Source organism: Streptomyces sp. NPDC001544 (genome assembly GCF_042894285.1).
Taxonomy (GTDB): domain Bacteria; phylum Actinomycetota; class Actinomycetes; order Streptomycetales; family Streptomycetaceae; genus Streptomyces.
Genome location: NZ_JBIAVN010000007.1, coordinates 251,814 through 278,123 on the forward strand (window position 1 = coordinate 251,814; position 26,310 = coordinate 278,123).

Here is a 26,310-nt window from a genome sequence, read left to right on the forward strand (position 1 = left end):
ACTGCCGCTACGGGATGCTGCCTGCCACCGAGCCACAGGGCGTGTCCCCATAGGGGCCTTGCCGAGTTCCAGGCGCCATCACGGTTCAGACCGCCCGAGCGGGCCGGTGCCGTCCACTCAGCATGCCACCACGCGGGAGGCGAACCACCATGACGACCAGACAGCGCAGCACCTTCTCCAGTACAGATCCTCTCGTGCGGAGAGAAGTCGTGCTGGGCGTGGACACGCACGGCGAGATGCATGTCGCCGCCGTGATCTCCCCGCTCGGGAAGGTCTTGGGAACCGAGTCCTTTCCGGCAACGACGGCCGGCTATCGACAGCTGCTTGTGTGGGCCCGCAAGCGGGGTACGGTGCGCCGGGCCGGCGTGGAGGGCACCGGTACTTTCGGCGCGGGCCTGTCCCGCTTCCTGCTGGCGCAGCAGGTCGAGGTATACGAGGTGAACCGGCCGGATCGCTCGGCCCGCTGGCTGCTGGGGAAGTCAGACCCGCTCGACGCGCAAGCCGCCGCGCGGGCCGTGCTCAGCGGTCGCGCCCGGGCCCGGGCCAAGTCCGGCGACGGACCGGCGCACAGCGCCCGGATCTTCAAGCTCGCCAAGGACTCCGCGGTCAAGGCCCGTACCCAGGCGATCAACCAACTCAAAGCCGTCCTGGTCATCGCCGACCCCGTCCTGCGGGAACGGTTGTCGAGCCTGGGCAACGCCGAGCTGTTCCGCACCTGCGCGACCCTCAGCCCACCCGATGGCGGGGGAGACGAGGACGCGGCGGCCCAGGCCACCCACCTGACGTTGCGCATGCTCGCCGAGCGCATCGAACAGCTCACCGGGCAGATCAATGAGCTGAACCAGCGACTGACCCGGCTCGTCGAACGTCACGCCCCACAGCTGCTCGTACCGGTGGGCATCGGTCCGGACAGCGCCGTCACTCTCCTGATCACCATGGGGGACAATCCCGACCGGCTGAACACGGAGGCGTCCTTTGCTGCCCTTTGCGGAGTCAGCCCCATCGAGTACTCCTCCGGCCGACGGAGCACGCGCCGGCTCAACTACGGCGGCGACCGGCAGGCCAACGCCGCCCTGCACCGCATCGTGTTCACCCGGCTGCGCCACGATGCCCGCACCCAGGCGTACTACGAACGCCGCACCCAGGAAGGCAAGACCCGACGCGAGATCATCCGATGCCTCAAGCGATACGCAGCCCGCGAGGTCTTCAACCTGGTCAGACCGGTTTCCCGCACCCCTGCGTTATAGGGGCGTCTGACCGAAGTGTCCAGTCACGGACCTGTCGGCTGCCGTTGCGGGATGCTGCCTGCCACCGAGCCACAGGGCGTGTCCCGATAGGGGCCTTGCCGAGTTCAGGCGCCATCACGGTTCAGACCGCCCGAGCAGGCCGGTGCCATCCACCCAGCACGTCACCACGCGGGAGGCGAACCACCATGACGATCAGACAGCGCAGCACCTCCTCGAGCACGGACCCTCCCGTGCGGAGAGAGGTTGTCCTGGGCGTGGACACGCACGGCGAGGTGCATGTCGCCGCCCTGATCTCCCCGTTGGGGAAGGTCCTGGGTACCGAGTCGTTTCCGGCCACGGCGGCCGGCTATCGGCAGCTTCTTGTATGGGCCCGCAGAGCGGGGACGGTGCGCCGGGCCGGTGTGGAAGGCACCGGCACCTTCGGTGCGGGCCTGTCCCGCTACCTGCAGGCGCAGCAGGTCGAGGTATACGAGGTGAACCGGCCGGATCGCTCGGCCCGCCGGCTGCTGGGGAAGTCCGACCCGCTCGATGCCCAGGCCGCAGCGCGGGCCGTGCTCTGCGGTCGCGCCCGAGCCCGGGCCAAGTCCGGCGACGGTCCGGTGCACAGCGCCCGGATACTGAAACTCGCCAAGGACTCCGCAGTCAAAGCCCGTACCCAGGCGATCAACCAGCTCAAAGCCGTCCTGGTCATCGCCGATCCCGCACTGCGGGAACGACTGTCCAGACTGGGCAACCGCGAGCTGTTCCGCACCTGTAGACGCCTCGGCCCAGACGATGGCGAGGACGGCGAGAGCGCGGTAGCCCAAGCCACCCACATGACCCTGAGAATGCTCGCCGAGCGCATCGAACAGCTCACCGGGCAGATCGATGAGCTGAACCAACGCCTGACCCAGTTCGTCGAACACCATGCCCCACAGTTGCTCGTACCGGTGGGCATCGGTCCGGACAGCGCCGTCACTCTCCTGATCACCATGGGGGACAATCCCGAGCGGCTGAACACCGAGGCGTCCTTTGCTGCGCTTTGCGGAGTCAGCCCCGTCGAGTATTCGTCGGGCCGGCGGAGCACGCGCCGGCTCAACCACGGCGGCGACCGCCAGGCGAACGCCGCCCTGCACCGCATCGTGTTCACCCGCCTGCGCCACGACCCGCGCACCCAGGCGTACTACGAACGCCGCACCCAGGAGGGCAAGACCCGCCGTGAGATCATCCGATGCCTCAAACGGTATGCCGCCCGGGAGGTCTTCAACCTGGTCAGACCGGTTCCCCGCACCCCCACGCTATAGGGGCGTCTGTTCGACGAGAAGCCTCGCCGGTGCGGTCCGACGGGGCTTCTCAAACAGGTGCGTGCAACGTCCGCCGAGGGCACCGTTGTGCCCGGCTTCTCCCCTCCTGAGCACCCGAAGCAAGGAGGGGGCGACGCCGCCGCTCTGACGGCCGAGGCACAGCCTGTCACCCAGGGACTCTCCGCGCCCAAGCGGGAGGCACTCTTCGCTTCTGCAAACTCATCGGCCTTTGAGGAGTGTCTACGGCACGGCATGTCTCTCCGAGGCCGGGCGGATCGCGAACCGCGCCCACGCGACCAACCGAGCGTCGGTGAACTCGGTGCGTGGTCGTGCGGCCGACGTACTGGAAGCGGTCGCGTCCACGTCACACCAGATCCCTTCCACCAAGAAGGGCAGGCGTGCGGGTCTCACGCGAACCCGTCTCCTCGTCATCGACCAGGGGGAGGTAACGCTCCGCGACCGCTCCGCAAGATGAGGTCCACGCCTGTAGTTGCCCACGTCATGGTTCAGGACGGCATCCGCAGGGCGAGCAGGGCCACGTCATCGGTGTTGCCGGGTGGCATGCGGCCGAGTAGCTGATCGCACAGGGTGTCGAGCGGTTCGTGGGCGAGAGCGAGGGCGTGGTGGCGCAGACGGGTGAGGCCGGTGTCGAGGTCGCTGCCGGGGATTTCGATCAGGCCGTCGGTGTAGAGCAGCAGGGTGGAACCCGGCGGCAGCGACTGCGCGGCGTTCGGTCGGCTGCCGACGGTGCTCGAACCGGCGCCAAGGAGGAGCCCCTGCCCGGCTTCGAGGTACTGCGCCTGTCCGCCCTGGGCCAGCAGGAGGGGCGGCGGATGCCCGGCGCTGGTCCACCGCAGCGTCCATGGGCCGGTGTGCGGGCTGCCTTCGAGCAGGGCGAGGACGAGGGTGGCCATGGGGACGGTGGTGATGGCGGGCAGGGCGTCGTCGAGGCGGTCCACGACAGCGCCGGGTGGGCCGGCGCGGTCCCAGGCCAGTGACCGCAGGATGCCGTGCAGTTGTGCCATGCCGGCCGCGGCGGTGAGATCGTGACCCAGGACGTCGCCGATGACCAGCGCGAGCGTGCCGTCCTTCAGCTCGAAGGCGTCGTACCAGTCGCCACCGACCTGGGAGCCGGCCGGGGCGGGCTGGTAGCGGGCGGCCAGTTGCAGGCGGCCGAGCCGGGGCAGCGGGGCGAGCAGGTTGCGCTGCATGGCCTCGGCGACGGCACGCTGGCGGCCGAACCGGCGGGCGTTGTCGATGACCAGGCCGACCCGGCGGCCGATGTCGCCCACCACTTTCAGATCGTCGGTGTCGAAGGGGGTCTCCGGGGCGGTGCGCACCAGCGTCAGGGCGCCGGTGACCTGACGGGCGGAGCCCAGCGGCACGGTGAGGGCGGATGTCGCGCCCACCGCCCGCAGGAAGCCGCTGTGGACGGCGGCCAGGGCAGAGCCGGCCGACTCGGTGACGTCTGCTTCGCGCTGCAGAACGGGATCACCGCCGTTCAATACCTGGACGAGCGGAGAGTGGGCTCTTCCCACCTCCGTCTGGGGCAGGCGCTCGCGCCAGTCCTCCTGCGCGGCGTGGCGGCCCCCCGGGCCCGTCACCGCCACACGGTGGACCTGTCCGGTACCGACCCGCAGGTCTACCGCCGCCCAGTCGGCCAGGCGGGGAACCAGCAGGCGGCCCAGCCGGGCGAGGGCCTCGTCGATCTCGAGTGTCTGACCCAGCACGTCGGTGATCTCCGCCACCAGCGTCAGCCGCTCGGTGCGGTCCTCCAGAGCCCGCGTGTAGGCCGCACGCTCCCGGCGCGTGCTGCGGTTGCCGGCGGCGTCGGTCAACAGCACGGCCACGCCCTGGAAGGCGCTGTCGTCCCTCAGAGGGGAAGCGGACCAGGAGATCGCGGTCAGACGGCCGTCACCGCGCAGACAGATCTCACCCTCCCCCCGTGCCTCGGCTCTCTCGGCCAGGGACCGCAGTAGTGGGCACTGCTCCCGGGGCACCGGGCCGCCGGCCGCGTCCCGGTGCAGCAGGTCGTGTGCGTCCTCGCCCCGCATGGCGGCGGCGGCACGGCCCAGCAGGCGCTCGGCAGCCGGGTTGGCCGCGAGAATCCGTCCAGTGGGGTCCACCACGATGAGAGCTGTGCCCAGCCGTCGGACGACCTGCCGCCAGAAATCCGGCTCGGCCACCGACCGGCACCGCCCCTCATCTCCCATGTCCTCCACCATGCCGCCTTTCCAGCCATGCAAACCCTCGCCGGAAACCGCGGACGCGTTGGCAGGCCGACACACCAGCGGATCGACGACTGCGGAGTTGACAACGATCGGTACGACCTGCATCAACGCTATGCCCGAGCGGCAGGGAACGGGCTCGTCTCGACCGGTCCAAGTAGTCTTCGTCGTTAGTCCTTCGGGGGTTGATCATGCGGCGCGTCGGGGCAAGCATTCTTCTGGGCGATCGGCGGCGTGTCGGTCGAGCCTGGCCAGCAGATCGTCCAGGTCGGAGGTGGTGAACTTCCACTGGAACGGCTGCGCCGTGGCGTACTAGCGGTCTTCGAAGGCTCGGAGCCGGTTCCCGACTTGGCAAAGGTCGGTGAAGTCGTTGGGCGAGAGGGCCTTGCGCTGTACGGCGGAGAAATAGACCTCGACTTGGTTCAGCCAAGAGGCGCGCACGGGGGTGTGGACCAGTACCGCGTTCGAGAACCCAGTGGTCAGCCGGGCTGTTGCGGCCTTGCCGCGGTGGGAGGAGCCGTTGTCGACGATCCAGAACACGCGTTTCGCGCTGGCGTAGGGTTCTTGGCTCATGACCTGGGTGACCAGGTTCATGAACGGGCCGATGCCGGTGGTCGGCTCGCAGCGGCCGAACACCTTGGCCTGGTGGACTTCGTAGGCGGCCAGGTAGGCCAGTGCTTTGCCGCGCCCGTAGGTGTGGTTGACCCGCACCGCCCTGGCCTGCCCGGGGGCGAGGGGTGGGGTGACAGCGGCAGCGGGCCTGGATGGAGGTCTTCTCGTCCGTGCTGATCACATACTCGTCTGCGCCGAGCGGCTCGCCGTCCCAGGCGCGGGTGTACAGGGCAAGGACACGGGCTGCCTTGAGCCGGAAGCCGGGGTCGCTGATGAAGATCCAGGACCGGTGTTGCCAGGGTTTGATCGCGTCCTGGACGAGCCAGCGTCGCACTGTGGAAGCGGAGATTGTGTCGACGATGGCGCGGGCGATGACCTCGCGGGCCAGCTCCGAGGCCGACCGGCGGGACAGTGGCGTGCCGCTCTCCGCGGGCAGTTGACAGGCCAGCGCCTTGACCTTGGCCCTCTGTAACGGGGCGAAGGAAGCGGGACGCCCGGAACGCTTGCGGTCGGACAGGGCGGGCAGCCGGTTCCCGGCGAAACGGTCGCGCCAGGTGCGGACGGTCTCCACCTGCAGCCCGGTCTCGCGGGCGATGCGCGCGTTGGAGCGGCCCCGAGCCGCGTACAAGACGACCTGGGCGCGCTGGCGCAGCCGGTGCTCTGTCTTGTGGCCGTAGGCCATCTTCTTCAGCCGCTCACGCTCGGAGGCCGTCAGGACGATCGGGCATGCGGCGGTGCGATGCAACGCGGGAGAGCCGTGCACGAGAAGTGGATGGCGACGGGGTGCAAAGAAGCGCGCCCTTCCTGCGGCGTGCCGCCCTGCACCGTCTCTGTGGTCAGTTGGTGCCGATCAGTGCCGTGCGTGCGGCGGTGAGGATCTCGTCGGAGAGCGGGGTGCCGTTGGTGGCTCGGGACAGGACGAGTGCGCCGAGCATGGTGCACAGCCGGGTGATGCCGTCCTGGTCCTCGGTGGCGAGGAAGTCGGCGAAGTCGCCCACCCCCTGGCTGTAGACGCGGTGGGCCTCGGTCTCTCCGCCGTCGCGGGCCATGTCGGTGGCGAGTGCGGCGGCGGGGCAGCCGTCAGCCGGGCTGTCGCGGTGTTCGACGGAGAGGTAGGCGTCGATCAGCGCCCGCTGGGCGGCGTCGCGCTGCCCGGCGTACTGATCGAGCCCGTCCTTGTGGTGCTGGGCGAGTTCGGCGAACGCGTGGGCGGTGGCTTCGTCGATGAGGGCCTCCTTGGAGGCGAACTGCTTGTAGAAGCCGCCGTGGGTCAGGCCGGCCGACTTCATGAGGTCGGCGACGCTCAGGCGGGTGCCCTCTTCCCGAAGCAGCCGAGAGGCGGTCTCCACGACCCGTCGGCGGTTCTCCTGTGCCTGTGCCTGCGATACGCGGCCCATCGGTCACCCCTCCCAGTTGGATGTCGAGCGAAATCTATTCTAGGCTGAGATTTAGATGACGGATGCAATCTATCGTGCGGTCGTCGCCGTGCTCAACGCTGGGAGTGCTCATGGAACTGAAGGACGCGGTCGCGGTGGTCACCGGCGCCAACCGGGGGCTCGGGCGGCATCTGGCCGCCCAGCTCATGGCGCGCGGGGCCAAGGTGTACGCGGCGGCCCGCCGCCCCGAGACGGTGGACCTGCCCGGGGCCGTCCCGCTGCGGCTCGACCTGACGGACGCGGAGTCGATCCGGGAGGCGGCCCGCACCGCCTCTGACGCGACGCTGCTGGTGAACAACGCCGGCATCTCCACCGGCACGCCGCTGATCGCGGGCGGCTTGGAAGCGGTGCGCCTGGAGATGGAGGTGAACTTCTTCGGCCCGCTCGCCGTGACCCGGGCCTTCGCCCCGGTCATCGAGTCCAACGGTGGCGGCGCCGTGCTCAACGTGCTGTCCGTCCTGTCCTGGCTGCACCCGGCCGGCCTCGGCTCCTACGCCGCGGCGAAGGCCGCCGCCTGGGCGCTGACCGGTGCGGTCCGGGAGGAGCTGGTGCCCCGCGGCATCGCCGTGACGGCGCTGCACGTCGGATACATGGACACCGACATGGCCGCCAGCGTTCCCGCCGAGCAGAAGGCCGACCCGGCCGAGGTCGCCGCCCAGGCTCTGTCAGGCATCGAGACGGGCCTGCCCGAGGTCCTCGCCGACGACGTCACCCGGCACGTGAAGCAGGGCCTGGCCGCCGCGCCGAATGCGGGGTGAGGCGCCCCCGCCGCATCGGCGCGGAGCCCTCTGAACCAGCAGTGCAGACAAGAAAGTACCTCGTACCGGGGCAAGCCTGGAGCGAGCGGAGACCCCGTCCCCCTGCGGGCGGAAAACGGAGATGATGATGAAGGCGTACCTGATCGAGAAGTACGGTGACCAGTCCGCGGTGCGCGCCGCCGAGCTGCCCGATCCGAAGCCGGGCGCCGACGACGTGCTGGTCAAGATCCACGCGGCGAGCGTCAACCCGCTGGACTTCAAGATCCGCGACGGTGCCTTCAAGCGGATCCTCCCGTACCGCCTGCCTCTCATCCTGGGCAACGATCTCGCTGGAGTGGTGGTCAAGGTCGGCTCGGCCGTCACCCGCTTCGCGGTGGGCGACGAGGTCTACGCGCGGCCCGACAAGGACCGCATCGGCACCTTCGCCGAACTCATCGCCGTCCACCAGGACGACCTGGCCCACAAGCCGGCCACCCTCACCATGGCGGAGGCCGCCTCCCTTCCCCTGGTCGCCCTCACCTCATGGCAGGCGCTGGTCGAGAAGGCACGGGTCCGGCCGGGCCAGAAGGTCCTCATCCACGCGGGCTCCGGCGGGGTGGGCACCATCGCCCTCCAACTGGCCAGGCACCTGGGCGCACACGTGGCCACTACCGCGAGCGCGGCCAATACCGCCCTGTCCAAGGAGCTCGGCGCGGACGTCGTCATCGACTACCGCACCCAGGACTTCGAGGACGTCCTGGACGGCTACGACGTCGTCCTGGACACCCTCGGCGGCAAGACCCTGGAGAAGTCCCTGCGCATCCTCAAGCCCGGTGGGAAGGTCATCAGCATCGCCGGGCCCCCCGACGCTGACTTCGCCCGCGAGCTGGGCGCGAACCCGGTCCTGCGCCAGGCGATGAACGCGCTGAGCTTCACGACCCGGCGCCACGCCAAGCGCCAGGGCGTGACGTACTCCTTCCTGTTCATGAAGGCCGACGGCGAGCAGCTGCGCGAGATCACCCGGCTCGTCGACGCCGGGAAGATCCGCCCCGTCGTCGACTGTGTCTTCCCCTTCGAGCAGGGCCGCGAAGCCATGGAGTACGCCGAGAAGGGACGCGCCAAGGCCGGCAAGGTCGTCATCGCGACGGTGTGAGCACCAGCCCCCGCCGCTCCACCGCCAGGTCCCGGGCGGCGAGAGGATCCCACACCCCACCACCCCTACCCTCCACACCCCAGGAACCGATCATGAGCGCACCGCGCAGGTCCCCCACCCCCAGGCCCGCCCCGTCGACGTACAAAGATGCACCGACCCGTTCGGTGTCCGTGCGCGGCGTCGACTTCGTCTACCGCCAGCTCGGCTCGGAAGGAGACGGCGTACCACTGATCCTGCTCCACCACCTGACCGCTGTCCTGGACAACTGGGACCCCCGCGTCGTCGACGGACTCGCCGCCCGGCGCCAGGTGATCGCCTTCGACAACCGCGGAGTCGGCGCGTCGGGCGGCTCCACCCCCGACACCATCGAAGCGATGGCCCGCGACGCAGTGCTGTTCATCCGAGCCCTGGGCTTCCAGCAGGTCGACCTGCTCGGCCTGTCGATGGGCGGCTTCATCGCCCAGGTCATCGCAGCCGAGGAACCGCAGCTGGTGCGCAGGGTCGTCCTCGCGGGCACCGGCCCCGCCGGAGGCCCGGGCATCGACAAGGTCACCGCACTGACCCTCCGGGACATCCTGAAGGGCTTCCTGACCCGCAAGGACCCCAAGCAGTTCCTCTTCTTCACCGACACCGAACACGGCCGACGCGAAGCACGCGCCTTCCTCAAACGGCTGAAGGAACGCACCAGCGACCGCGACAGGGCCATCTCGCTGACGTCGTTCCGCGCCCAGCTCAAGGCCATCCACCGATGGGGCCTGCAGGCGCCCGCGGACCTGTCGCGCATCCACCAGCCAGTCCTGGTGGCCAACGGCGAGAGCGACCGGATGGTGCCGAGCGAGAACACCCTCGACCTCGCCGCACGCCTGCCCCGGAGCGAACTCGTCCCCCTCTACCCGGACGCCGGACACGGCGGGATCTTCCAGTTCCACAACGAGTTCGTGGCCAGAGCCCTCGCATTCCTCGAAGCACAGCCCGTCGCCTGACTCCTGACGCCACATCCCTCCGCCGCCTCGGCCCCAGGCGCGCCCGGGACAAGGCGGGCCCGGGCGAGCCAGCCTCCCCCGATCAGACACCTCCTGTACGCCGGCATTCCCATCGGCACCCGAGAATGCCCTCGGCATCGCATGCCAGATCCGCCCCGTCACCTGGCCACAAGCCCGCCGACGCCCAGCCGCGAAGTCAACCCCCGAAAGACTTACGACGCAGACCACTGAGTCGTACTGCCCAGAAGTACGCTGGAGTTACCGAGGACCCTTCGAACATCGGCCTTCATGTCTGTGTAGTTCTCGGTGATCCAATACGCCGGGCCGGTTCCGGTCGGCCCGAGGCAGGGTTCGCGTCATGACTGCGACCATCTCCCGCCCGGCTTCACCCGAAGGCGGGTTCGCCCCGTCCTTCGCCTCACGCTCGCTCCCACCGGTTCCGCACCGGCCCTGCTGCACCGCCTGGTGGCCGCGCTCGCGCGACCGCGTTAGCAGCCACCTCAAGGGGAGCCGTGAGGCGGCGCAGCCCCGCCGGGAAGCCGACGGGGCTGTTCCGGCAGTTGCGTTTCACCGGATCACTGCAGCCGGGCACCGGGACAGGGCTCTGGAGTACGCCGCCGGCGCCGGTGCGTCATGCTGGGGCGCTGCCGATACGGGCTCGCCGCAGTGGCGCTCCTGCTCGGTGGAGGCTGGCGAGTGCTTGCCGGTAGGAGGCGATCAGTCCGGTTTCCAGGTAGTCGACTCCCAGGTCCTGGCAGTAGCGGCGGACGATGGGCCGGGCCCTGCGCAGGTGGGGGCTGGGCATGCTGGGGAACAGGTGGTGTTCGATCTGGTGGTTCAGGCCGCCCAGGGCGAGGTCGGTGAACCAGCTGCCGCGTACGTTGCGTGCGGTGAGGACCTGACGGCGCAGGAAGTCGGGGCGGTCCTTGCCGGTCAGGATCGGCATGCCCTTGTGGTTGGGGGCGAACAGACAACCGAGGTAGAGGCCGAACAGGCACTGATGGACGGCCAGGAACGCGATCGCCATGCCGGGCGGGAGGACGAGGAACACTGCCGTCAGGTAGGCGGCGGTGTGCCCGTAGAGCAGCGTGCCGTCCAGGGCGCGGTTCTTCAGGGCGCGGTTGTTCAGTGCTCGCGCGCTGGAGACGTGCAGGTTGACCCCTTCGAGCAGGAGCAGGGGAAAGAAGAGGAACGCCTGCCGGCGGCTGAGGAGCCTCGGCAGTCCGGTCGCGGCGCGGGCCTGGTCCTGGGACCACACCAGCAGGTCGGGGGTGATGTCGGGGTCGAGGCCCTCGTGGTTGGGGTTGGCGTGGTGGCGGGTGTGTTTGTCCTGCCACCATCCATAGCCCATCCCGATCGCGGCCCCGGCGATGCGGCCGGCCGTCTCGCTGGGCCGGCGCCGGCGGAAGACCTGGCGGTGGGCGACGTCGTGGGCGAGCAGAGCGACCTGCCCGAACATCACGGCGAGGAACGCGGCGACCGCTAGAGTCCACCAGCCGGCGCCGATGACGACGAACGCGCACCAGCCCCCGGCGTAGGCGACGGCCACGGCGACGGAGCGGACGGTGTAGTAGGCCGGGCGCCGGTTCATCAGGCCGGCCTCGGCGATCTTCTTGGACAGGCGGGCGAAATCACTGCCGCCTGCGGGAGGTGGCGGGCGACGGGGCGGGGTGTGCGTGGTCATGCTGTCGGTGTGTCCTTCCCGGCTGACGGGCCGCATCCGGTCGTGCGGTGTACGCCGGATGCGATGCGGCAGCCGGGTACCCACATCCCTGCCTTCGGACCGGCACCCCGGTGCTTGTTGGCCGGAGCCTGCGGATGTCGCCGGGCTTTGACGTCGTGAGATCCTCCCCGGAGGGTGACTGCTGTCGATGAACCTGCCGCGCTGGCAATCGGGGCGAAGCGGCATGGAAGGGATATAAGACACTAGCCTCGGGTCATGGTGACGCGTACCCGGCTGTATCACGACGGCACTCTCGTCCTGGAGGACTTTCCCGTCGGTGACGTCCCTGCGCATCTCGCTGATCCGGCGTCGGTCCTGTGGCTGGACCTGCACCGGCCCGGAGCCGCTGAACTCACCATGCTCGGTCAGGAGTTCGGCATCCACGAACTGGCTCTGGAGGATGCCGCCCAGCGTGGACAGCGGCCGAAACTCGACCGCTATCGCACCCACGAGTTCCTCAGCGCCTATGCCGTGACCGTCAGCCCGGACGGTGCGCAGCTGACGTACAGCGAGATCGCCGTATTCCTCACCGGCCAGGCCATGATCACCGTCCGCAAGGACGACGGCCTCGACATCGAGGACGTCGTCGCCCGCTGGGACGAGAGCCCGGACCTGGCCGGCCACGGCGTCGGATTCCTGCTGCACGGCCTGCTCGACCATCTTGTGGACGGACACTTCGCCGCCGTCCAGCAACTGGACGACGGCATCGAGGAGCTGGAGGGCCTGCTCTTCGCGGCTGGGCGCCGTGAGATCGAAGCCGTGCAGCGCCGGGTCTTCGCGCTGCGTAAGTCGCTCGTCCGGCTGCGCCGCGTCGTGCTTCCGATGCGCGAGGTGGTCAACGGGCTCATGCGCCCCGGCCTGCACCTGATCACCGACCCTCTCGTCCCGTACTACCAGGACGTCTACGACCACGTGCTGCGTGCGACCGAGTGGACGGAATCACTGCGGGACCTGGTGGCCTCGGTCATGGAGACGAACCTCTCGGTCCAGGCCAACCGCATGAACCTGATCATGAAGAAGGTGACGAGCTGGGCCGCGATCATCGCCGTACCCACCGCGATCACCGGCTACTACGGCCAGAACCTCCCCTATCCCGGTTTCGGCCGCGAGTCGGGATTCGTCACCTCCGCCGCCGTCATCGTGCTCCTGTCCGCATTGCTGTATCTGACGTTCAAGCGCAAGGACTGGCTCTGACCGGCACCGGCACCGGCGACCAGGCCCCGACGGCAGAAAACTGCCTGGTCATCCCGGGCTTTTCGGACCGGTGAGCGGAGTAGTGTGAAGACACCGGGAGTTCTTCGCGCACCGGCTCAGCTGCGGGTGCCGTTCCCGATGATCGACAGCGCCGGGCCGCACCCACGAGCCCGGGGACAGGTTCGCGCCATGGCCGTGACCATTGACCGTACGACATCGAGCAGAGGTGCGTCGCCGCAGCCCGCCCGGCTGTCCCTGACGCCCGCGCCGGGCGGGCTGGACGGTATGTGGTGGCCTCACTCCCGTGCCTTCACCCGTGAGCTGCCGTCGTTGACGGCCGCATTGGGTGATCTCTGGGGTCGTATCACGGGTGTCACCGTGCACCCGGCCTACTGGCCCGTCCTGCCGCATTGGGTGTCCTACGCCGGGCGCACCGTGCAGGTGGGCTGGTCCACCGAGGAGCAGGACCCCCACAGACTCACTCTTTTCTCCGCTGACGGCCGCCGGGACGTGCTGGTGATTCCGCCGGAAACCGGTGCGGATGTTGCCGCGCAGCTGATGGCCGGCGACGGCGTCGATGCCTCGGCCCGGGAGCAAGCAGCAGACAGGATCGATGCACGAAACAGGGAAGAAGCCTGGGAGGCCGACGGCGGAGCAGGTGACCCGTCGTCCCGGCCCCGGCCCCGGCCCATCGGCTCGGCAGGGCCTTCGCCCGCCGGTCGGCGGAGGTGAGATCCCATGCTCGTCATCGCCGTGGCCGTGCTGCTCGTCCTGATCGCTGTCGGAGTCGTTCTGATCCATCAGCTCAACGGCCAGCACGCCGAACGGATCGCTGCCTTCCACTACAGCGATGTTCTGCCGGGGATCGGGCGTCGGCCCCGGAGGCACCGTCGGCCGGCGGTGGACGCGCCCGTTCCGACGCGCCCCACCGCGACGGCGACCGCGGATGACATCGACTTCGGCCCGACGGTGGGCAGTAGAGGAAGGCGCGTGATGGCGATATTGCGAGACCGGAAGACGTATCGCGAGAGGATCATGCAGGCTCTCTACCGAGCTGCCGAGGGCAATCGCCTCCTGGGCGTCGATGGGGCGAAGCTCCGCACGGACCTCGGTATCCCTGAGCAGGACATGGCCGCTGCCTGCATGTACCTGGCGGGCGAAGGCTGGGTCGTCGTGGACTGGGGGAGGGGCAACACGCCCGCGATGATCACGCTGACGCACCAGGGGATCAGGCAGATGGAGACGGAAGAGGAAGGGCGTGGCTGAGCGGCCGCGTCGGCTTCTCGGACCGAGGTGAACCCTCGCAAGGATTGCTTATGGCGGATTAATCCCTTTGACGTACCCTGGAAAGCGGGTCGGCGCACGCTCACGTGCGATGACCCGGAAGGGCGGCTCCGGCGGGTATACGCCGGAGCCGTTGCCTGTTTCCGCAACCGCGCCCCGCGGCGAAGCGCTCGCGGGACCGTTCGTGCGGAGTACCGTGAGGTAGCAGGGTCGTATCGTGGTAGCACGCCCTGCGGTCGCACTGCTCACTGCGGACGGGCGGACACCATGGCCGACTCAGACACCCCCGACCTCCCCAGGCTCCTGCCGGACGCCGTCCACCGGTCGGTGTATCCCGGGACGGCCCTGCTGCGGCTGGAGACGACACACGCACGCGAGGGAATCCTGGACGGCGCATGGTGGCCGCGGTCCCGGAACATCGGTGCGGAGCTGCCCTCGCTGATCTCCGCGTTGACCGAGCACCTCGGACCTGTCACCCGGGTCGGTCTGGACGGCAGTGCCTGGGACGGACTGCCGACCCGGGTGATGGTCGACGACCGGGTCGTGCACATCGACTCCTTCCCGGTCGGTGACGACACCGTTCTCATCACCCGAGGCGAAGGGGACCTTTTCTCTCTGTTGCTGGTCCCTCCGGACACGTCGCCCGATGCGGCACGCGCCGCGATGGCCAGGGCCGCACGGGCCGACAACGTCACCGAGGCCAGGCAGATCCTCATCGAAACGGGCAGCGACACGCCACCTACGCCGGCCTGAGCCGTCCGTCGCAGATCGACTCTCCATCGGCCTGGACGCTAGATGCGGGCGAACTCCTCCGTGTGCCGTGCGAATTCCTGGGCCATGGCGGCGCTGACCGTGGGCTTGGTGTCGCGGATCGTGTCCAGGTAGTCGTCGGTGGTGGGGGTGGTCCGGGTTCCGGTGTCGAAGGTGCGCTCGAACTGGGCCTGGGAGACGGTGCGCGCCGCGTGGGCGATGTCGGCGGGGGTGAACCCCTCGCTGGCGGACGCGAGTACCGCGCTGTCGGCCCGTGCGCCTGCTCGGGCCAGGTAGCTCTCCCACAGCGCGGTCCTGGCGGTGTGGTCGGGAGGGCCGATCGGCAGCACGTAGTCGAAGCGGCCGTGCCGCAGGAACGCGGAGTCGAGCGTGGTCACGTTGTTCGTGGCGCAGACGAGCAGCCGTCCGTCCTGGCTTCGGAACCGGACGATCGCTTTGAGTAGTTCGTTGACGACGCCGACAGCGGTCGCGTCCGCGCCGCCGCGTTCGCCGGCGACCTCCTCGACCTCGTCGATGAAGACGAGGACGTGGTCGAGCCGGGCGATCTCGTCGAAGCGCCGGTTCAGCCCGGTCGCCAGGCCGTACTCGGCGGCCAGACGGGCGGGGAACAGTTCGAGGAAGGGCCATCCCAGGCGGCTGGCGATCGCGTGCGCGAACGTGCTCTTGCCGGTCCCGGGCGGGCCGAACAGCATCACCGCCCGTGGCAGTTCCACTCCGTGCTGGGCGGCCAGTTCGGGATGGGCCAGCGGCAGGACCAGGCGCCGCTCGATGAGCTGCTTCTCCCGTTGCATGCCCGCGACCTTCTGCCACAGCCCCCCTGGCGGCAGCTCCGCTCCGAGCGAGGACAGCGTGCCGGCCGACTGCGGGGTCACCGGTCCGCGTTTCTCGAAGAAGACCAGCCCGGGGCGGGCGCCGAAGTCGCAGTTGCGCAGGGCGGTGGCACCGGTCTCGCCCTCGGGCAGGGCGGCGTGCACCGCGCGGACGCCGGCGGCGAAGAGCCGTTGCTCAAGGGCGGTGATCAGGGCACTGCCCAGCCCGCGCTGCCGCCAGCCGGGCGCCATGCAGATGCGCAGGATCCATGCCCGTTCGCCCTCCACCCTGCTCACCGCGGCGCCGATCAGCACGTCGTCGGCCGTGGCCACCACGGCCGGGTGGCGGGTCTGGAGGGCCGTCACGGCGTCCGAGAGCGGGAAGAGCGGCGGCTCCTCGGTCGTGCCGCTCTGCATGTCGACACGGATCACCGCTTCGAGATCGTCCTGGGTGTAGTCCCTGACCCGCCAACCCGTCATGATCAGCTCCGCGTGTTCGGCCGTACCCCCATCATCAGCCGGTGCCCGGAGGATGCGCGCGACAGGCGACGGTCACGAATCCTCCCTGGCGCCACGGATCGCTCGGGCCGTAGTCGGCTTCACGCCGCGGTGCCGGGCGCGCTGCCTGCCGGGCTGAGGGACGTGTGGGTGCGGCCGGTGCCGGCCGGTGGCGCTGCCGCGGCGGGTGCGGCGGCAGCGGTTTCCCGGGCGAGGAAGGAGCCGAGCTCGCCGATCGTGCTCATGAGGGGGGCCGGGAAGACGACGGTGGTGTTCTGGTCGACACCGATCTCCACCAGGCTCTGGAGATTGCGCAGTTGAAGCGCCAGGGGGTGGGCCATCATGGTGTCCGAGGCGTCGCCGAGCGCGGCTGCGGCCAGGGACTCGCCCTCCGCGTTGATGATCTTCGCTCGCTTCTCCCGCTCGGCCTCGGCCTGGCGGGCCATGGCGCGCTTCATGGTGTCGGGCAGCTGGATGTCCTTGAGCTCGACCAGGGTGACCTGCACACCCCAGTCGACGGTGGTGACGTCCAGGATCTGGCGGATGTCCAGGTTGATACGGTCCGTCTCCGACAGCGTCTCGTCGAGCGTGTGCCGGCCGACGACCTTCCGCAGGGTGGTCTGGGCGATCTGGTTGATCGCCGCGTTGACGTTCTCCACGGCGACGACCGACTTCACGGCGTCGACGACCCGGAAGTAGGCGACCGCCGACACGTCCACGCTCACGTTGTCCCGGGTGATGATGCCCTGGGACTGGATCGGCATGGTGACGACCCGCAGCGACACCCGGTGCAGGGCGTCGACGAACGGGATGATGAACCGCAGTCCCGGGGAGCGTGTTCCGGCGAGTCGGCCGAAGCGGAACAGCACTCCCTTCTCGTACTGCTTGACGACCTTCACGGACAGGGCGAGGGCCAGGACGGCCAGAAGACCGATCACGACGATGAGAACGATCAGGGCTTGCATGTACTGCTCCTCGGGACGAGGACCACGTGGGGCGGAGACTCGCCGGTCGAGACCCCTGCATGTGCCTGCGCCGGCTCGTGAGGCAGGTCCGAAACCCGTGAAGGCACCGGTCGTGGCGGCCGTCTCACATGCCGATGACCAGGCGACTGGCGCGATCCGTCCGTGCCGGAACGGCCGCTGAGGCGGGGCCGTCCTCCTCGTGCTTCCCTGCCTCGTCCGGTTCGAGTGGCCGGTCGGCGGCGGAGACGGCGTGCCGGGTCTCGTCCGCGGCGATGAGAGCGCTTGCGGTCAGCGGTGGGCCGTCGTAGTCGGACGCGGCCGCCATCAGGCGGGCCGCCGACTCCGTCTCGGTCTCGGGCGGGATGACCAGCAGGTCCCAGCGGCCGGTGCCGTAGGAGAGCAGCAGCAGCTTGTGCGGGTCGATCTCCGGGGTGAACCATCCGACCTTGACGACATGACCGCCCACGGGGATCTCGTGCGGGATGACCGGCCAGTACTTCGGGTTGACGGCGATGCGGGTGATGCGGCCCCACAGAGGGTCCAGCACATCGGTCAGTGCGGGCAGCTCGCTCAGCAGGTCTCGGGAGCGGGGCCACCAGGCACCGTCCAGGAGGCCGCGCGACGGGCCGTCGGTCTTCAGCGCGAGACGCACGGCCGGGGCTGCGACGGGCTCGTGGTGTGGCAGGAGTTGGTGCAAGGTCGCCGACATGATGCGGACCCGTCTCCGGGCCGCCTTGGCGGCGCCCCGGGTTTCGTCTCTCGCCGAGAACGACCCGGCGTGGAAGCCGGTGTGCGAAATGCCCTCGGTGCTGTCCACGGTACTCCGCACACGCCGGGGCGGTTGTGGAGACGCCGCCGCATTCGGTGAAGCGGCTGTCGATACCGGCGGCAGTGGGCCGAGGGCGCCGGGGCCCTTCGTATGCCGGCTCCCGGACCGGTCTCACGCCCGACGGCCCGCATGCCCCGGCCCAGCACTCCCCTGGCTCTGTGACGTGTGTTGTTCCGTTCAGCCCGTCACTCCCCGCCAGTCCGCCGGGCCTCGGCGAGGAGTATCCTGGTGATTACCGAGAGCATCTCGTACACCGGCTTCCACGCCGGGTCGTTCTCGGCGATTCATGGCAACCGGGCCGGCCGTGACCGGCCCGGGGTTGGGTCCGCGTCATGACCGCGACCATTCCGTTCACACCCGCAGTCGGAGACCGGGCCCCTTCTTCGTCACCGCTCCGACTCACGCTGGCGCGGGCCGGCGCCCCTCCGGCCCTGATCGACGGTGCCTGGTGGCCCCGTTCGCGCAACCTGACGGAGGAGCTCCCGGCGCTCGTCGAATGTCTCGACCCGCTGTGGGGGCGGATCACCCGGATAGCGGTGAGCCGCACGTTGTGGCCGGTCATCCCGGGTGAAGTGCCCGCGCACGGCCACATGGTGCGCGTCGGCTGGTCCAACGCCGGGCAGGACCCGCACAAGCTGTTGCTGCTGTCCCACACCTTCGGCCGCTGGGACCTGCTGGTGATCCCACCGGAGACAGCCCCGGCCACCGCAGCCCGGCTCATGGCCACGGCCACCGACCCGTCGCGGAGCCTCACGGCGAGCGGCCTGATCCATGAGGCCGAACGTTTCCGGGCCGCGGCAGAGGCAGCGGCCTACTCGGACTCGCTCCGGGAGGCGGTCTGGGACTCCGAAGGCGGACACGACGCCCCCCACCCCCGCCTCACGCACTCCTGACGGACCGGTCACCCGTCACGTGCCCACCGCGGCAGCAGGAGTGTGAGAGATCGGCGGTGGGGGAAAGGCTGCGTGCCGTCGGCCTTTCCCTGGGGGCGGGAGGCCGGCTCACTCCGGGAGGGCGAGGTCGTCGGTGGCGCTCCCGCGCCATTCGATCAGCAGGAGCGTCGCATCGTCCGTCGTGATCCCGCCCCGCGCCCGTTGCAGCGTGTGGGAGAGGGAGCGCGCCACCGTCCGGATCTGCTGCGCCGTGGGCTCAAGGCGGTTCACCCACCCGATGAGCTGCTCCTCACTGAATTCCTCACCGCCGACATCGCGCTCCTCTATCAGTCCGTCGGTGAAGCACAGGATCCGGTCGCCGGGGATGAGAGCCACTTCACTGATCCGGGGCTCGTGACCGCCGAAGCCGACGGGCAGCGTCGTCGGGCCCTGCAGCCGTCGTACGACACGGTGTCCACGGATCAACAGAGGAGCGGGATGTCCGGCGTTGACCCACTGAAGCCTGCCCGTTGCCGTGTTGAGCCGCATCATCTGAGCGGTCACGAAGTGGTCGGGGCCGAACTGATCGGCGACGGCCCGGTCCATGAACGTATAGATCTCCGACAGGCCGACGCTGATGCGCCGGGCATGCCGGTAGGCTCCGATGACCACCGTGGCCATCGTGGCGGCGTCCAGTCCGTGGCCCATCGCGTCGACCATGGCCACATGCAGGACATCGCCGTTGAGGGCGTAGTCGAAGCTGTCGCCGGCCACGTCGTAGGCGGGTTCCAGCATCCCGGCCAGCTCGACCCGGGGCGTGGACATCGCCAGCGGTGGCAGCAGCGACCACTGGATCTCCGCCGCCACACTCATCGGTTCTCTGCGCCGCAGCCGGAAGAACCGATCGGTGTAACCGTGCTTGGTCACCAGCATGTCGGCCACGAGTGAGGCGAGCCTGCGCAGCAGCCGTCGCTCGTCGTCCTGGAGGTGGTCCAGGGTGACGGCCATCACTCCCACCTGGTCTCCACCGTCCAGCAGGGGAAGGTAGACCCGCACACCGTCGGCCTGCGAAACCTCGACGGGACGCGCTTCCCGGAAGGCGCGTCCGGCGTCGGAGCCGTCGATCGGCTGCGGTTCCCCGGCCGCCAGCCCGTCGCCCGGCAGGGGGACGAGCCACACCTGGCCGTAGTCCTGCAGGAAGATAGAGGTCTCGCGGCCGTCGAGCCTGCCGATCTGCCGTGCGACGAGCGGACCGAGCTGGTGCGGCGGCAACTCGTGCCCCTGGTCCAGCAGGACTCCCAGAAACTCCTCCCCGAAGTGCTCCGACCGGGTGGAGCCTTCCGCGGGTCCTTGCCGCTCACCGCCCGTCATCGCCGTGGCCCCGGGGGACGTTCGGGCGGATCCTCACGAAGGTGCTGTGCATACGAACTCCCGACGGAGACTCACCGGCCGACGCGGTGGGGAACTTCCGCCCGGACCGTGGGGGCCGATCCACCGACTCCCCAACGAGTCGGCCGTGCGCTCGTGCGGCGAGGACCGGCACAACGGCCACCGGGCGCCCCGCGTCCGAGCCGCGGCGGCTGGCCGGCACCGGCGGCGGCCTCAGGCGGATCGACCTCTTCGCCGTCGTCGTCCGCCGCCGCGAACATCTTGGTGGGGTCCGCGCCGTCTGCCGGCCTGCCCGCAGCATGGATCACTGCCCTGCAGGGCAATGATCCCGCCTACCAGTAGTGGCGTCGACCGGCGACGGCGTGTCCCATCGCGCCGAGGATCCACAGGATGGCTCCGACGACCAGCAGGATGATCCCGATGGTCCACAGGATGGACAGGCCGGTGAGGAAGCCGACGACGAGCAGAATGACGCCCAGGATGATCATGATGTCTCCTTCGGGGGGTGGTGCCGGCGCGCCCGCGAACTGCTATGGGCCGCAAGGGCGTCGGCGGGAACGGCCGATCTCCTCCTTACTCCACACGGTGTGGTCCGTGGCGGCTGACCTGTAGGCGGACCTCGGCGGGCATGTCGATGAGGCCGGTGGACCGACGCGCGGTGCCGATCGGGCCTTCGCACAGGGCACCGAGAGTGGCGCCGGGCGTGCCCTCGGGGGTGAGGGTGAGGTCGGTGCGGGTGCGGGTGCGGGTGCGGTGGCGGGCCGGTCGGCCGGTGATGACTACGGCCGCATGGCCTACCCCTGGCAGGGCACCGGCTTCGTTCGCGATCGCTTCGCTGAGTGCGCGGTCGCGCAGTTCGACGCCTTCCTGCGGGGGTGTGCCGCCGACGGGCAGTGAGCCGGGGCGGTGTCGGCTCAGCTGGGCGAGCAGCCACCACAGGGCGAGGAGGGCGGTGAGGACGAGGGCGGCGATGACCGCGGGCCACCACCACCAGCCCTGGCTGCTCCAGCGGGCCCGGTCGGCGGAGCCGAGCAGGACGTCGGCCGGGGTGGTCAGGGGCCAGCCGGCGGGCGGGGCCAGATCGTGCCGCCTGTAGAGGTCGAGCCCGGCGAAGAGGATGAGCAGTCCGCCGCCGAGGAGGACCAGCCCGGCGAGGGCCAGCAGGGTGCGGTTGAGAGCGGATCGCGGCGTCATGGCGGGCTCCGGTGCTGCGGGTCTTGTGTCAGCGGGTGCGTCGCCGCGTCCGTACGGCGATGCGGAGAGGACGGGCGAGGGCGAGCCGGTCGCGCTCCTCGTCGAGGACGGCGGTGAGGTCGTCCTTCACCTGTCGGGGCTCGCGGAAGCGGACGTCCGCGCGGGCTTTGATGCGGTGGCGGCCCACCAGGACGTGCGCCGCGCCGACTCCGGGGACCCGCATGGCGGCGTCGCGCAGCAGGACGGCGGCTCCGTCGCGGTCCACGAAGGCCCGCAAGCGCGGGCAGCCGGCGGGTGAGCGCAGGGGCAGCCAACGGCGTTGACCGGGGGTGAGGGCCAGGACGATCAGCCAGACGCCGACGGCGGCGGCCACGGCGGCTCCCGTCAGCATCCACACGTCGTCCACCGGGCGGGTGGCCAGTTCGTCGGCCAGGTGTCGTCGCCAGGCCGCCGCCGGACGTCCCGCCCGTACGGCGATGACGTCGACGAGCGTCGCGACCGCGGCCACGAGGATCACCGCGGCGACCAGCGCCGCCGTGATGCGGCGCGCGGACCACTTGCGATGTGTTCGGTGTCCTCCTTCGCGCTCACCGGCTGTGAGGTCGGAGGTGGACACGTCGCGTTCGGGAGGGTCGGGCTCCTTCGCCAGGGGCACCGCGGCAGGGTGCGTGGTCGACTCGGAGCCGCGGCCCGGGGGACGTGGACCGGATGTCATCGCGATCGCCCTTCCTGCACGGCGTGCCCGGTGACCCGGGCCGCCCGGCCGCTCACCGGACCCGCCCCCGGCTCGAGTCGGCGGCGGTCACCAGCCGCCGGACGGTGAGGAGGACCTCTCCCACCCGCAGCCCGGTCAGCTGGGCGACCCGTTCGGCGACGTCCCGCTGGATCCGCTCGCAGACACGGGGGATGTCGGTGGGGTAGGGCAGGTCCATGGTCAGATGCAGGCGCACCGATCCGGTACGGACGGCGGCGGAGGCGCGGGGTGCCGCAGGTCCGCCCCGATCGGGCGGTACGGCGGCGCGCCGCGACTGCGCCGCGCGCGCGGCCTGCGCGGCGATACGGGCGACCACCCTGTCGGGGATGACGGTGGCGCCCCGCTCGGCCGGGGGCGGCAGCCCGGCGGCCGGCGCCGGCGGGCCCGACCCCTCACCGGGGGAACCGGGCCGGGTCTTCACCGCTGCCTCCGTGTCCGGAGGTCCAGGTCGCCCTGTACGACGAGGCCGACGATCAGCCCCGCCGCGCCCAGGACCAGCACCAGCAGAAACGCCCAGAAGCCGCCGAAGTAGCCGGCGAAGCCGAGGGCCATACCGGCCGCGAGTCCCGTCGTTGCTGTGTTCATCTCGCACTCACCCGTCTCGCGAGTGTCCCTCCCGCCGTGATCATCCGCTCGTGCCCGAGGACACGGCGGTGCTCCCGGCAGCGGTCACCTCACGCGGCCCTCGTCCGGTCCGGTCTGTTCCTCCTCGTCGTCGGGCAGGTGGACGTCGTCGACGGCGATGTTCACCTCGACGACCTCCAGGCCCGTCATCCGCTCCACGGCGCTGATGACATTGGTGCGTACGCCGCCCGCGACGTCGACGATGGAGACGCCGTACTCGACGACGACGTCCAGGTCCACCGCGGCCTGCCGTTCCCCGACCTCGACCTTGACGCCGCGGGTGACCGCTCCGCCTCCGCCTGCGCCGGGGACGCGTTCGCGCATGGCGCCGAAGGCGCGGGCCATCCCCGCGCCCAGGCTGTGGATGCCCGGTACCTCGCGGGCGGCCATGCCCGCGATCTTCGCCACCACACCGTCCGCGATGGTGGTCCTGCCCCGTGTCTCGGCCGGAGCCCCGGCCCCGGTGCGGCCCTTGAGCGCGCTCACGCCCGCTTCGGGCCGGCTGCCCCCGCCGACGCTGGTGATGTTGTCCGTCATGGCGGTCGCCTCGATCGGTCGGCCGGACACCGGAATGGTGCCCGTCGAACGTTGGACATACCGGGCGGCACAATCCTCACGCGTCTGACATGTGATGTGCGTCACAACTCGTATCAGGGGTACACGATCGTTCCGAGCCTGCGTGGGAGCGTCATGATCGAACGCACTGCTTCCCCACGACTGGGGTGCGACCTGCCCGACCGCCTGCTGGCGGTACGGGCGGCCGAGGGAGACGAGGACTCCTTCGCCGTTCTCGTCCAGCGGCACAGCCGGTCCCTGCTGACCCTGGCCCGTTGCATGCTGGGCAACCCCCAGGACGCCGAGGAGGCCGTTCAGGACGCCTTCGTCAGCGCCTGGCGCCACCTGCCGGAATACCGCCACAGGGCGGAGTTCCACACCTGGATGTACCGGATCACCGTCAACCGCTGCCAGACCATGTGCCACCGACGGCCGCCGCCTCTTTCCCTGGACACCGTCGCCGAACCCGCGGCGGGCGACGCGTGGAGCCAGCCCGCCCGGACCGCCGAGGAGGACGCGGCCATGGCCGCCCTGTTCCGCGCGCTCGCCGAGCTGGACGCCGGACAGCGGGTCTGCTGGATCCTGAGGGAGGTGCAGGGCCTGCCCTACAAGGAGATAGCGCACGTGACGCGTACCGACGAGCAGACGGTACGCGGCAGACTGTTCAGGGCACGCCGATCCCTGCAGGAGGCGATGGGCTCATGGCGCTAGACGACCCGCACACGCGGCCTCCCGAACCGCCCGGAGCCGGCGGGCCCCGCAACGGCTGGGCCGCCGCCGACGTGCCCCCGATCGCAGGCGATGAGGTACTGCCCTGCGGCCGCCTGCTCAGCCGGGTCTGGGAACAGGCGCGGGACGCACCACCGGCCGCGGACCCGCACCCGGTGTCCTGTCCATACTGCCGAGAGGCGGTCGAGGGACTGGCCACGGTGAATGCGGCCGCCCGGACGCTGCGCGACGAGGACCCTCCGGGCCTGCACGCACTCGCCGACCGGGTCATGGGCGTCGTCAGGGCAGAGGTCCGGTTCGGGCGGCTGCTGCCCCTGGCCGACCCCGACCGGGACCTGCGGATCGCCGAGAGCGCCGCGGCCAAGGTGCTGAGGCGGGCCGCGGACACGGTCCCCGGTGCCAGGGCCGCGACCTGCCGGCTCGTACCCGAGGGCAACGGCACCGACGTGCGGGTGACCATGACCCTGGCCGCCGCCCTCGACCGCCCGCTGCCCGACCGGGTCCACCAGGTACGCCGATCGGTCCTCCACTCGGCCGGACAGGACCTGGGGCTCACGGTGACAGCCGTCGACATCACCGTGGCCGACGTACTGGAACCGGGATCGACCCTCGGTCCCCGCCTCCCGACGGGCGGTGGCGCATGATGACCGCCACCGGCACCACCGCGCTCCCCGGCGTCGCGGCCGAGGCAGCCCTCGCGGTTCCTGGCGTGGCCGCCCTGCAGCCCCGCCTCGCCCGGCGCCTCGCGGCAGCCGCCGCGCCCGCCCGGGCGGACACCACGCCACCTGAGGCCGGCGTACGCGCCGACCGGGCGCCGGACGGTTCGGGATGGCACATCGAGGTGCGCTGCGTCCTGACGGAGGGTCGGCGGGCGCTGGACATCGCCCGAATCGTCCACGACCGGGTGACAGCCGCCCTCGTCACCCACCTCGCCACCCACGGTGCCGCGGAGCCGGTCACCGTCGCGGTCACGGTGACCGGTATCGCCGCCTGGCGCGACGCGGCATGAGCGGCGGCGCGGGCACAGGCCCCACGAACCGTCGTTCGGCAAGCTGGTTTCCCAGGGCGGAAGCGGCCGCGGGGCCACCAGGCGGGCAGGTGGTCGCCATGGACGAGGATGACGCGGACGCGGCGCTGCGAGCGGCGCTCGACCAGCTGGCGTTCGCCACCCGGAGCGCGGCGGCGCTGTCGAGCACGCTGGACGCGGTCGAGGGGCTCAGACGGGTGTGCCGCGTGCTGGTGCCGGGACTGGCCGACTGGTCCGCGGCCGGTCTGGTGGACGAGGACGGCGCCGCCGAGCGGGTCTGTTTGACCCCGACGCGGCCCTGACCGGCCTGACGGGACCGTTGCCGCCGGTGCCGGAGACGGCGACGGGCCCGCTGTCCCGGGTGCTTCACGGCGCCGGCCCGCTCCTGTTGTCGGCCGGGCGGCTGCCGACCGCGCAGGAGGCGTCCGATCCGCTGCACACGGCAACCACGCAACCGTTCGCGCGACTCGGGGGAGACTCCGTGATCGTGGGGCCCTTGCGGGCACGCCGGCGAGTGCTCCGGAGCGTGCGTCATCAGCGACCGCCGGTAAGTCTGGCGTGCGACGTTTTGGTCAGATGGGTTCGGGGACGCGTTGAGCGGAGGTCGCGTCGCGTGCGGGTTCGGAAGTGAGCTGGCATTCAACCGTCCGCCCGCCCTGCCGTCCGGCTCGGAACGCGGGCGGCAGAGCTGTGCTGCGTTCAGATGGACCGTGCGGTGGCCAGTGCCTTGTCCAGGGAGGTGCGGATCTCATCGGGCAGCTGTTCGCTGTGTACCCACTCCACGATCAGTTCGGAGACCTGCCGCAGTTTTCTATTGGTGTGCTGTGAGACCTCTCGTAGCAGTTGGAAGCCCTGCTCGGGACGCAGGCCACCGAGGGTGATGACCACACCGATCGCTTGGTCCACCACGGTGTGGGAGACGACGGCCTCCTGCAGCTGACCGATTTCCGTCTGCAACTCGCTGATCTTGTTCAGGAGCGGTGTCCGTGCCGGAACCAAGTGCCCCTCGAGCCGCATCGGGGTGCCGTTCGAAGAGTCCGCATCGGGGTGCCGTTCGAAGAGTCTTCCATCATGGTCACATCCCAGACCTCGGGTTTCCCGTCCGGGTCGCCGGTGCCGTACGGAATTGCGAGGACGACAGTTCGACTATTACCCCAGGTTGCCGTTTTCGTGCATCCCGTTCCACGGCGCGCAGCGGCCGTTGGAGCGGAGCTCACTCAGGTTTCAACTCGGCCATGACGGTGGGCCCGCCCTGCGACGATCAGTACCGCTCGGATCGAGGGATGTTCCGTCCATGGTCGCGGTGCCTGCGGGCGCGCCTGATCGGGCGAAGGACTGCTCGACCACCAGACGCCGGGGCAGGATCACGAGGCCGGGTGGTGTCGTCCTGGCTCGGCTGACCGTCTTCAGAGTC

At 70.3% G+C, this 26,310-nt stretch carries 29 protein-coding genes and 1 pseudogene; 14 read left to right on the forward strand and 16 right to left on the reverse strand.

Annotated features, from left to right (window positions below; genetic code table 11):
- Positions 1–149 precede the first annotated feature (149 nt).
- A complete protein-coding gene (locus tag ACFY0F_RS20515) occupies positions 150–1,247 on the forward strand; it encodes an IS110 family transposase (protein WP_388795876.1) in 1,098 nt (365 codons plus the stop codon).
- 254 nt (positions 1,248–1,501) lie between these two features.
- Positions 1,502–2,530, forward strand: coding sequence for an IS110 family transposase (locus ACFY0F_RS20520; RefSeq protein ID WP_388795879.1), 1,029 nt, complete (start codon positions 1,502–1,504; stop codon positions 2,528–2,530).
- Positions 2,531–3,036: 506 nt separating this feature from the next.
- Here the strand turns inward: ACFY0F_RS20520 and ACFY0F_RS20525 are convergent.
- The 4 genes and pseudogenes from ACFY0F_RS20525 to ACFY0F_RS20540 form a co-directional block, all read right to left on the reverse strand.
- Positions 3,037–4,743, reverse strand: a complete 1,707-nt coding sequence (locus ACFY0F_RS20525) for a SpoIIE family protein phosphatase (protein WP_388795882.1) — start codon at positions 4,741–4,743, stop codon at positions 3,037–3,039.
- Positions 4,744–5,070: 327 nt separating this feature from the next.
- Entirely contained in the window at positions 5,071–5,469 is a 399-nt protein-coding gene (locus tag ACFY0F_RS20530) for a transposase (RefSeq protein WP_388795885.1), read from the reverse strand.
- Between the two features lie 280 nt (positions 5,470–5,749).
- Positions 5,750–6,052: pseudogene (locus ACFY0F_RS20535) on the reverse strand (helix-turn-helix domain-containing protein); the annotation flags it as partial.
- A 154-nt stretch (positions 6,053–6,206) separates the two neighbouring features.
- Positions 6,207–6,767: a TetR/AcrR family transcriptional regulator gene (locus ACFY0F_RS20540; RefSeq protein WP_030645405.1), complete on the reverse strand. Its 561-nt coding sequence runs from the start codon at positions 6,765–6,767 to the stop codon at positions 6,207–6,209.
- Between the two features lie 110 nt (positions 6,768–6,877).
- Here ACFY0F_RS20540 and ACFY0F_RS20545 point away from each other — a divergent pair, with 110 nt between their 5' ends.
- From ACFY0F_RS20545 to ACFY0F_RS20555, 3 genes are all read left to right on the forward strand, one after another.
- Entirely contained in the window at positions 6,878–7,564 is a 687-nt protein-coding gene (locus tag ACFY0F_RS20545) for an SDR family oxidoreductase (RefSeq protein ID WP_030645402.1), read from the forward strand.
- A gap of 127 nt (positions 7,565–7,691) precedes the next feature.
- Entirely contained in the window at positions 7,692–8,696 is a 1,005-nt protein-coding gene (locus tag ACFY0F_RS20550) for an NADP-dependent oxidoreductase (RefSeq protein WP_030645400.1), read from the forward strand.
- A gap of 92 nt (positions 8,697–8,788) precedes the next feature.
- Entirely contained in the window at positions 8,789–9,679 is an 891-nt protein-coding gene (locus tag ACFY0F_RS20555) for an alpha/beta fold hydrolase (protein WP_388795890.1), read from the forward strand.
- A gap of 631 nt (positions 9,680–10,310) precedes the next feature.
- On the opposite strand, the gene ACFY0F_RS20560 is transcribed toward ACFY0F_RS20555, so the two are convergent.
- Positions 10,311–11,363 carry a fatty acid desaturase family protein gene (locus tag ACFY0F_RS20560; RefSeq protein WP_388795893.1) on the reverse strand — a complete coding sequence of 351 codons (1,053 nt, stop codon included), beginning with the start codon at positions 11,361–11,363 and terminating at the stop codon, positions 10,311–10,313.
- A 255-nt stretch (positions 11,364–11,618) separates the two neighbouring features.
- Here ACFY0F_RS20560 and ACFY0F_RS20565 point away from each other — a divergent pair, with 255 nt between their 5' ends.
- From ACFY0F_RS20565 to ACFY0F_RS20580, 4 genes are all read left to right on the forward strand, one after another.
- Entirely contained in the window at positions 11,619–12,596 is a 978-nt protein-coding gene (locus tag ACFY0F_RS20565) for a magnesium transporter CorA family protein (RefSeq protein ID WP_388795896.1), read from the forward strand.
- A gap of 189 nt (positions 12,597–12,785) precedes the next feature.
- Positions 12,786–13,328, forward strand: coding sequence for a DUF5994 family protein (locus tag ACFY0F_RS20570; RefSeq protein WP_353757245.1), 543 nt, complete (start codon positions 12,786–12,788; stop codon positions 13,326–13,328).
- 261 nt (positions 13,329–13,589) lie between these two features.
- A complete protein-coding gene (locus tag ACFY0F_RS20575; protein WP_053707538.1) occupies positions 13,590–13,862 on the forward strand; it encodes a hypothetical protein in 273 nt (90 codons plus the stop codon).
- Positions 13,863–14,147: 285 nt separating this feature from the next.
- Positions 14,148–14,633, forward strand: coding sequence for a DUF5994 family protein (locus ACFY0F_RS20580; protein ID WP_353757244.1), 486 nt, complete (start codon positions 14,148–14,150; stop codon positions 14,631–14,633).
- A gap of 38 nt (positions 14,634–14,671) precedes the next feature.
- On the opposite strand, the gene ACFY0F_RS20585 is transcribed toward ACFY0F_RS20580, so the two are convergent.
- The 3 genes from ACFY0F_RS20585 to ACFY0F_RS20595 form a co-directional block, all read right to left on the reverse strand.
- Positions 14,672–15,940, reverse strand: a complete 1,269-nt coding sequence (locus tag ACFY0F_RS20585; protein WP_388795901.1) for an ATP-binding protein — start codon at positions 15,938–15,940, stop codon at positions 14,672–14,674.
- A gap of 119 nt (positions 15,941–16,059) precedes the next feature.
- Entirely contained in the window at positions 16,060–16,923 is an 864-nt protein-coding gene (locus ACFY0F_RS20590; RefSeq protein WP_350834317.1) for a slipin family protein, read from the reverse strand.
- A gap of 124 nt (positions 16,924–17,047) precedes the next feature.
- Positions 17,048–17,740: a DUF5994 family protein gene (locus ACFY0F_RS20595; protein ID WP_107461326.1), complete on the reverse strand. Its 693-nt coding sequence runs from the start codon at positions 17,738–17,740 to the stop codon at positions 17,048–17,050.
- A 344-nt stretch (positions 17,741–18,084) separates the two neighbouring features.
- On the opposite strand from ACFY0F_RS20595, the gene ACFY0F_RS20600 reads away from it, so the two are divergent.
- Complete coding sequence (locus ACFY0F_RS20600) at positions 18,085–18,645, forward strand: DUF5994 family protein (protein ID WP_107461328.1); 561 nt, start codon at positions 18,085–18,087, stop codon at positions 18,643–18,645.
- 108 nt (positions 18,646–18,753) lie between these two features.
- Here the strand turns inward: ACFY0F_RS20600 and ACFY0F_RS20605 are convergent, their stop codons facing one another.
- From ACFY0F_RS20605 to ACFY0F_RS20635, 7 genes are all read right to left on the reverse strand, one after another.
- A complete protein-coding gene (locus tag ACFY0F_RS20605; RefSeq protein WP_388795905.1) occupies positions 18,754–19,995 on the reverse strand; it encodes a PP2C family protein-serine/threonine phosphatase in 1,242 nt (413 codons plus the stop codon).
- A gap of 350 nt (positions 19,996–20,345) precedes the next feature.
- The gene (locus tag ACFY0F_RS20610; protein WP_099054839.1) at positions 20,346–20,501 is read right to left on the reverse strand and encodes a DUF6131 family protein; all 156 of its coding nucleotides are present in this window, start codon (positions 20,499–20,501) and stop codon (positions 20,346–20,348) included.
- A gap of 85 nt (positions 20,502–20,586) precedes the next feature.
- Positions 20,587–21,207, reverse strand: a complete 621-nt coding sequence (locus tag ACFY0F_RS20615; protein ID WP_388795908.1) for an alkaline shock response membrane anchor protein AmaP — start codon at positions 21,205–21,207, stop codon at positions 20,587–20,589.
- Between the two features lie 28 nt (positions 21,208–21,235).
- A complete protein-coding gene (locus ACFY0F_RS20620) occupies positions 21,236–21,862 on the reverse strand; it encodes a DUF6286 domain-containing protein (protein ID WP_388795911.1) in 627 nt (208 codons plus the stop codon).
- 112 nt (positions 21,863–21,974) lie between these two features.
- Complete coding sequence (locus ACFY0F_RS20625; protein ID WP_388795914.1) at positions 21,975–22,382, reverse strand: Asp23/Gls24 family envelope stress response protein; 408 nt, start codon at positions 22,380–22,382, stop codon at positions 21,975–21,977.
- Complete coding sequence (locus tag ACFY0F_RS20630) at positions 22,379–22,546, reverse strand: hypothetical protein (protein WP_030645371.1); 168 nt, start codon at positions 22,544–22,546, stop codon at positions 22,379–22,381. The genes ACFY0F_RS20625 and ACFY0F_RS20630 overlap by 4 nt, the downstream gene beginning before the upstream one ends.
- A gap of 84 nt (positions 22,547–22,630) precedes the next feature.
- On the reverse strand, positions 22,631–23,122 hold the full coding sequence (locus ACFY0F_RS20635; RefSeq protein WP_388795916.1) for an Asp23/Gls24 family envelope stress response protein: 492 nt from the start codon (positions 23,120–23,122) through the stop codon (positions 22,631–22,633).
- A gap of 153 nt (positions 23,123–23,275) precedes the next feature.
- Between ACFY0F_RS20635 and ACFY0F_RS20640 the strand changes: the two genes are divergently transcribed.
- From ACFY0F_RS20640 to ACFY0F_RS20655, 4 genes are all read left to right on the forward strand, one after another.
- On the forward strand, positions 23,276–23,851 hold the full coding sequence (locus ACFY0F_RS20640; RefSeq protein ID WP_171151366.1) for an RNA polymerase sigma factor: 576 nt from the start codon (positions 23,276–23,278) through the stop codon (positions 23,849–23,851).
- Positions 23,842–24,513 carry a hypothetical protein gene (locus ACFY0F_RS20645; RefSeq protein WP_388795919.1) on the forward strand — a complete coding sequence of 224 codons (672 nt, stop codon included), beginning with the start codon at positions 23,842–23,844 and terminating at the stop codon, positions 24,511–24,513. The genes ACFY0F_RS20640 and ACFY0F_RS20645 overlap by 10 nt, the downstream gene beginning before the upstream one ends.
- On the forward strand, positions 24,510–24,878 hold the full coding sequence (locus tag ACFY0F_RS20650) for a hypothetical protein (RefSeq protein WP_366838078.1): 369 nt from the start codon (positions 24,510–24,512) through the stop codon (positions 24,876–24,878). The genes ACFY0F_RS20645 and ACFY0F_RS20650 overlap by 4 nt, the downstream gene beginning before the upstream one ends.
- Before the next feature lie 98 nt (positions 24,879–24,976).
- Positions 24,977–25,198, forward strand: coding sequence for a hypothetical protein (locus ACFY0F_RS20655; RefSeq protein ID WP_158926425.1), 222 nt, complete (start codon positions 24,977–24,979; stop codon positions 25,196–25,198).
- Positions 25,199–25,595: 397 nt separating this feature from the next.
- Here ACFY0F_RS20655 and ACFY0F_RS20660 read toward each other — a convergent pair whose 3' ends face one another.
- Positions 25,596–25,853, reverse strand: a complete 258-nt coding sequence (locus ACFY0F_RS20660; protein WP_388795923.1) for an ANTAR domain-containing protein — start codon at positions 25,851–25,853, stop codon at positions 25,596–25,598.
- Positions 25,854–26,310 lie beyond the last annotated feature (457 nt).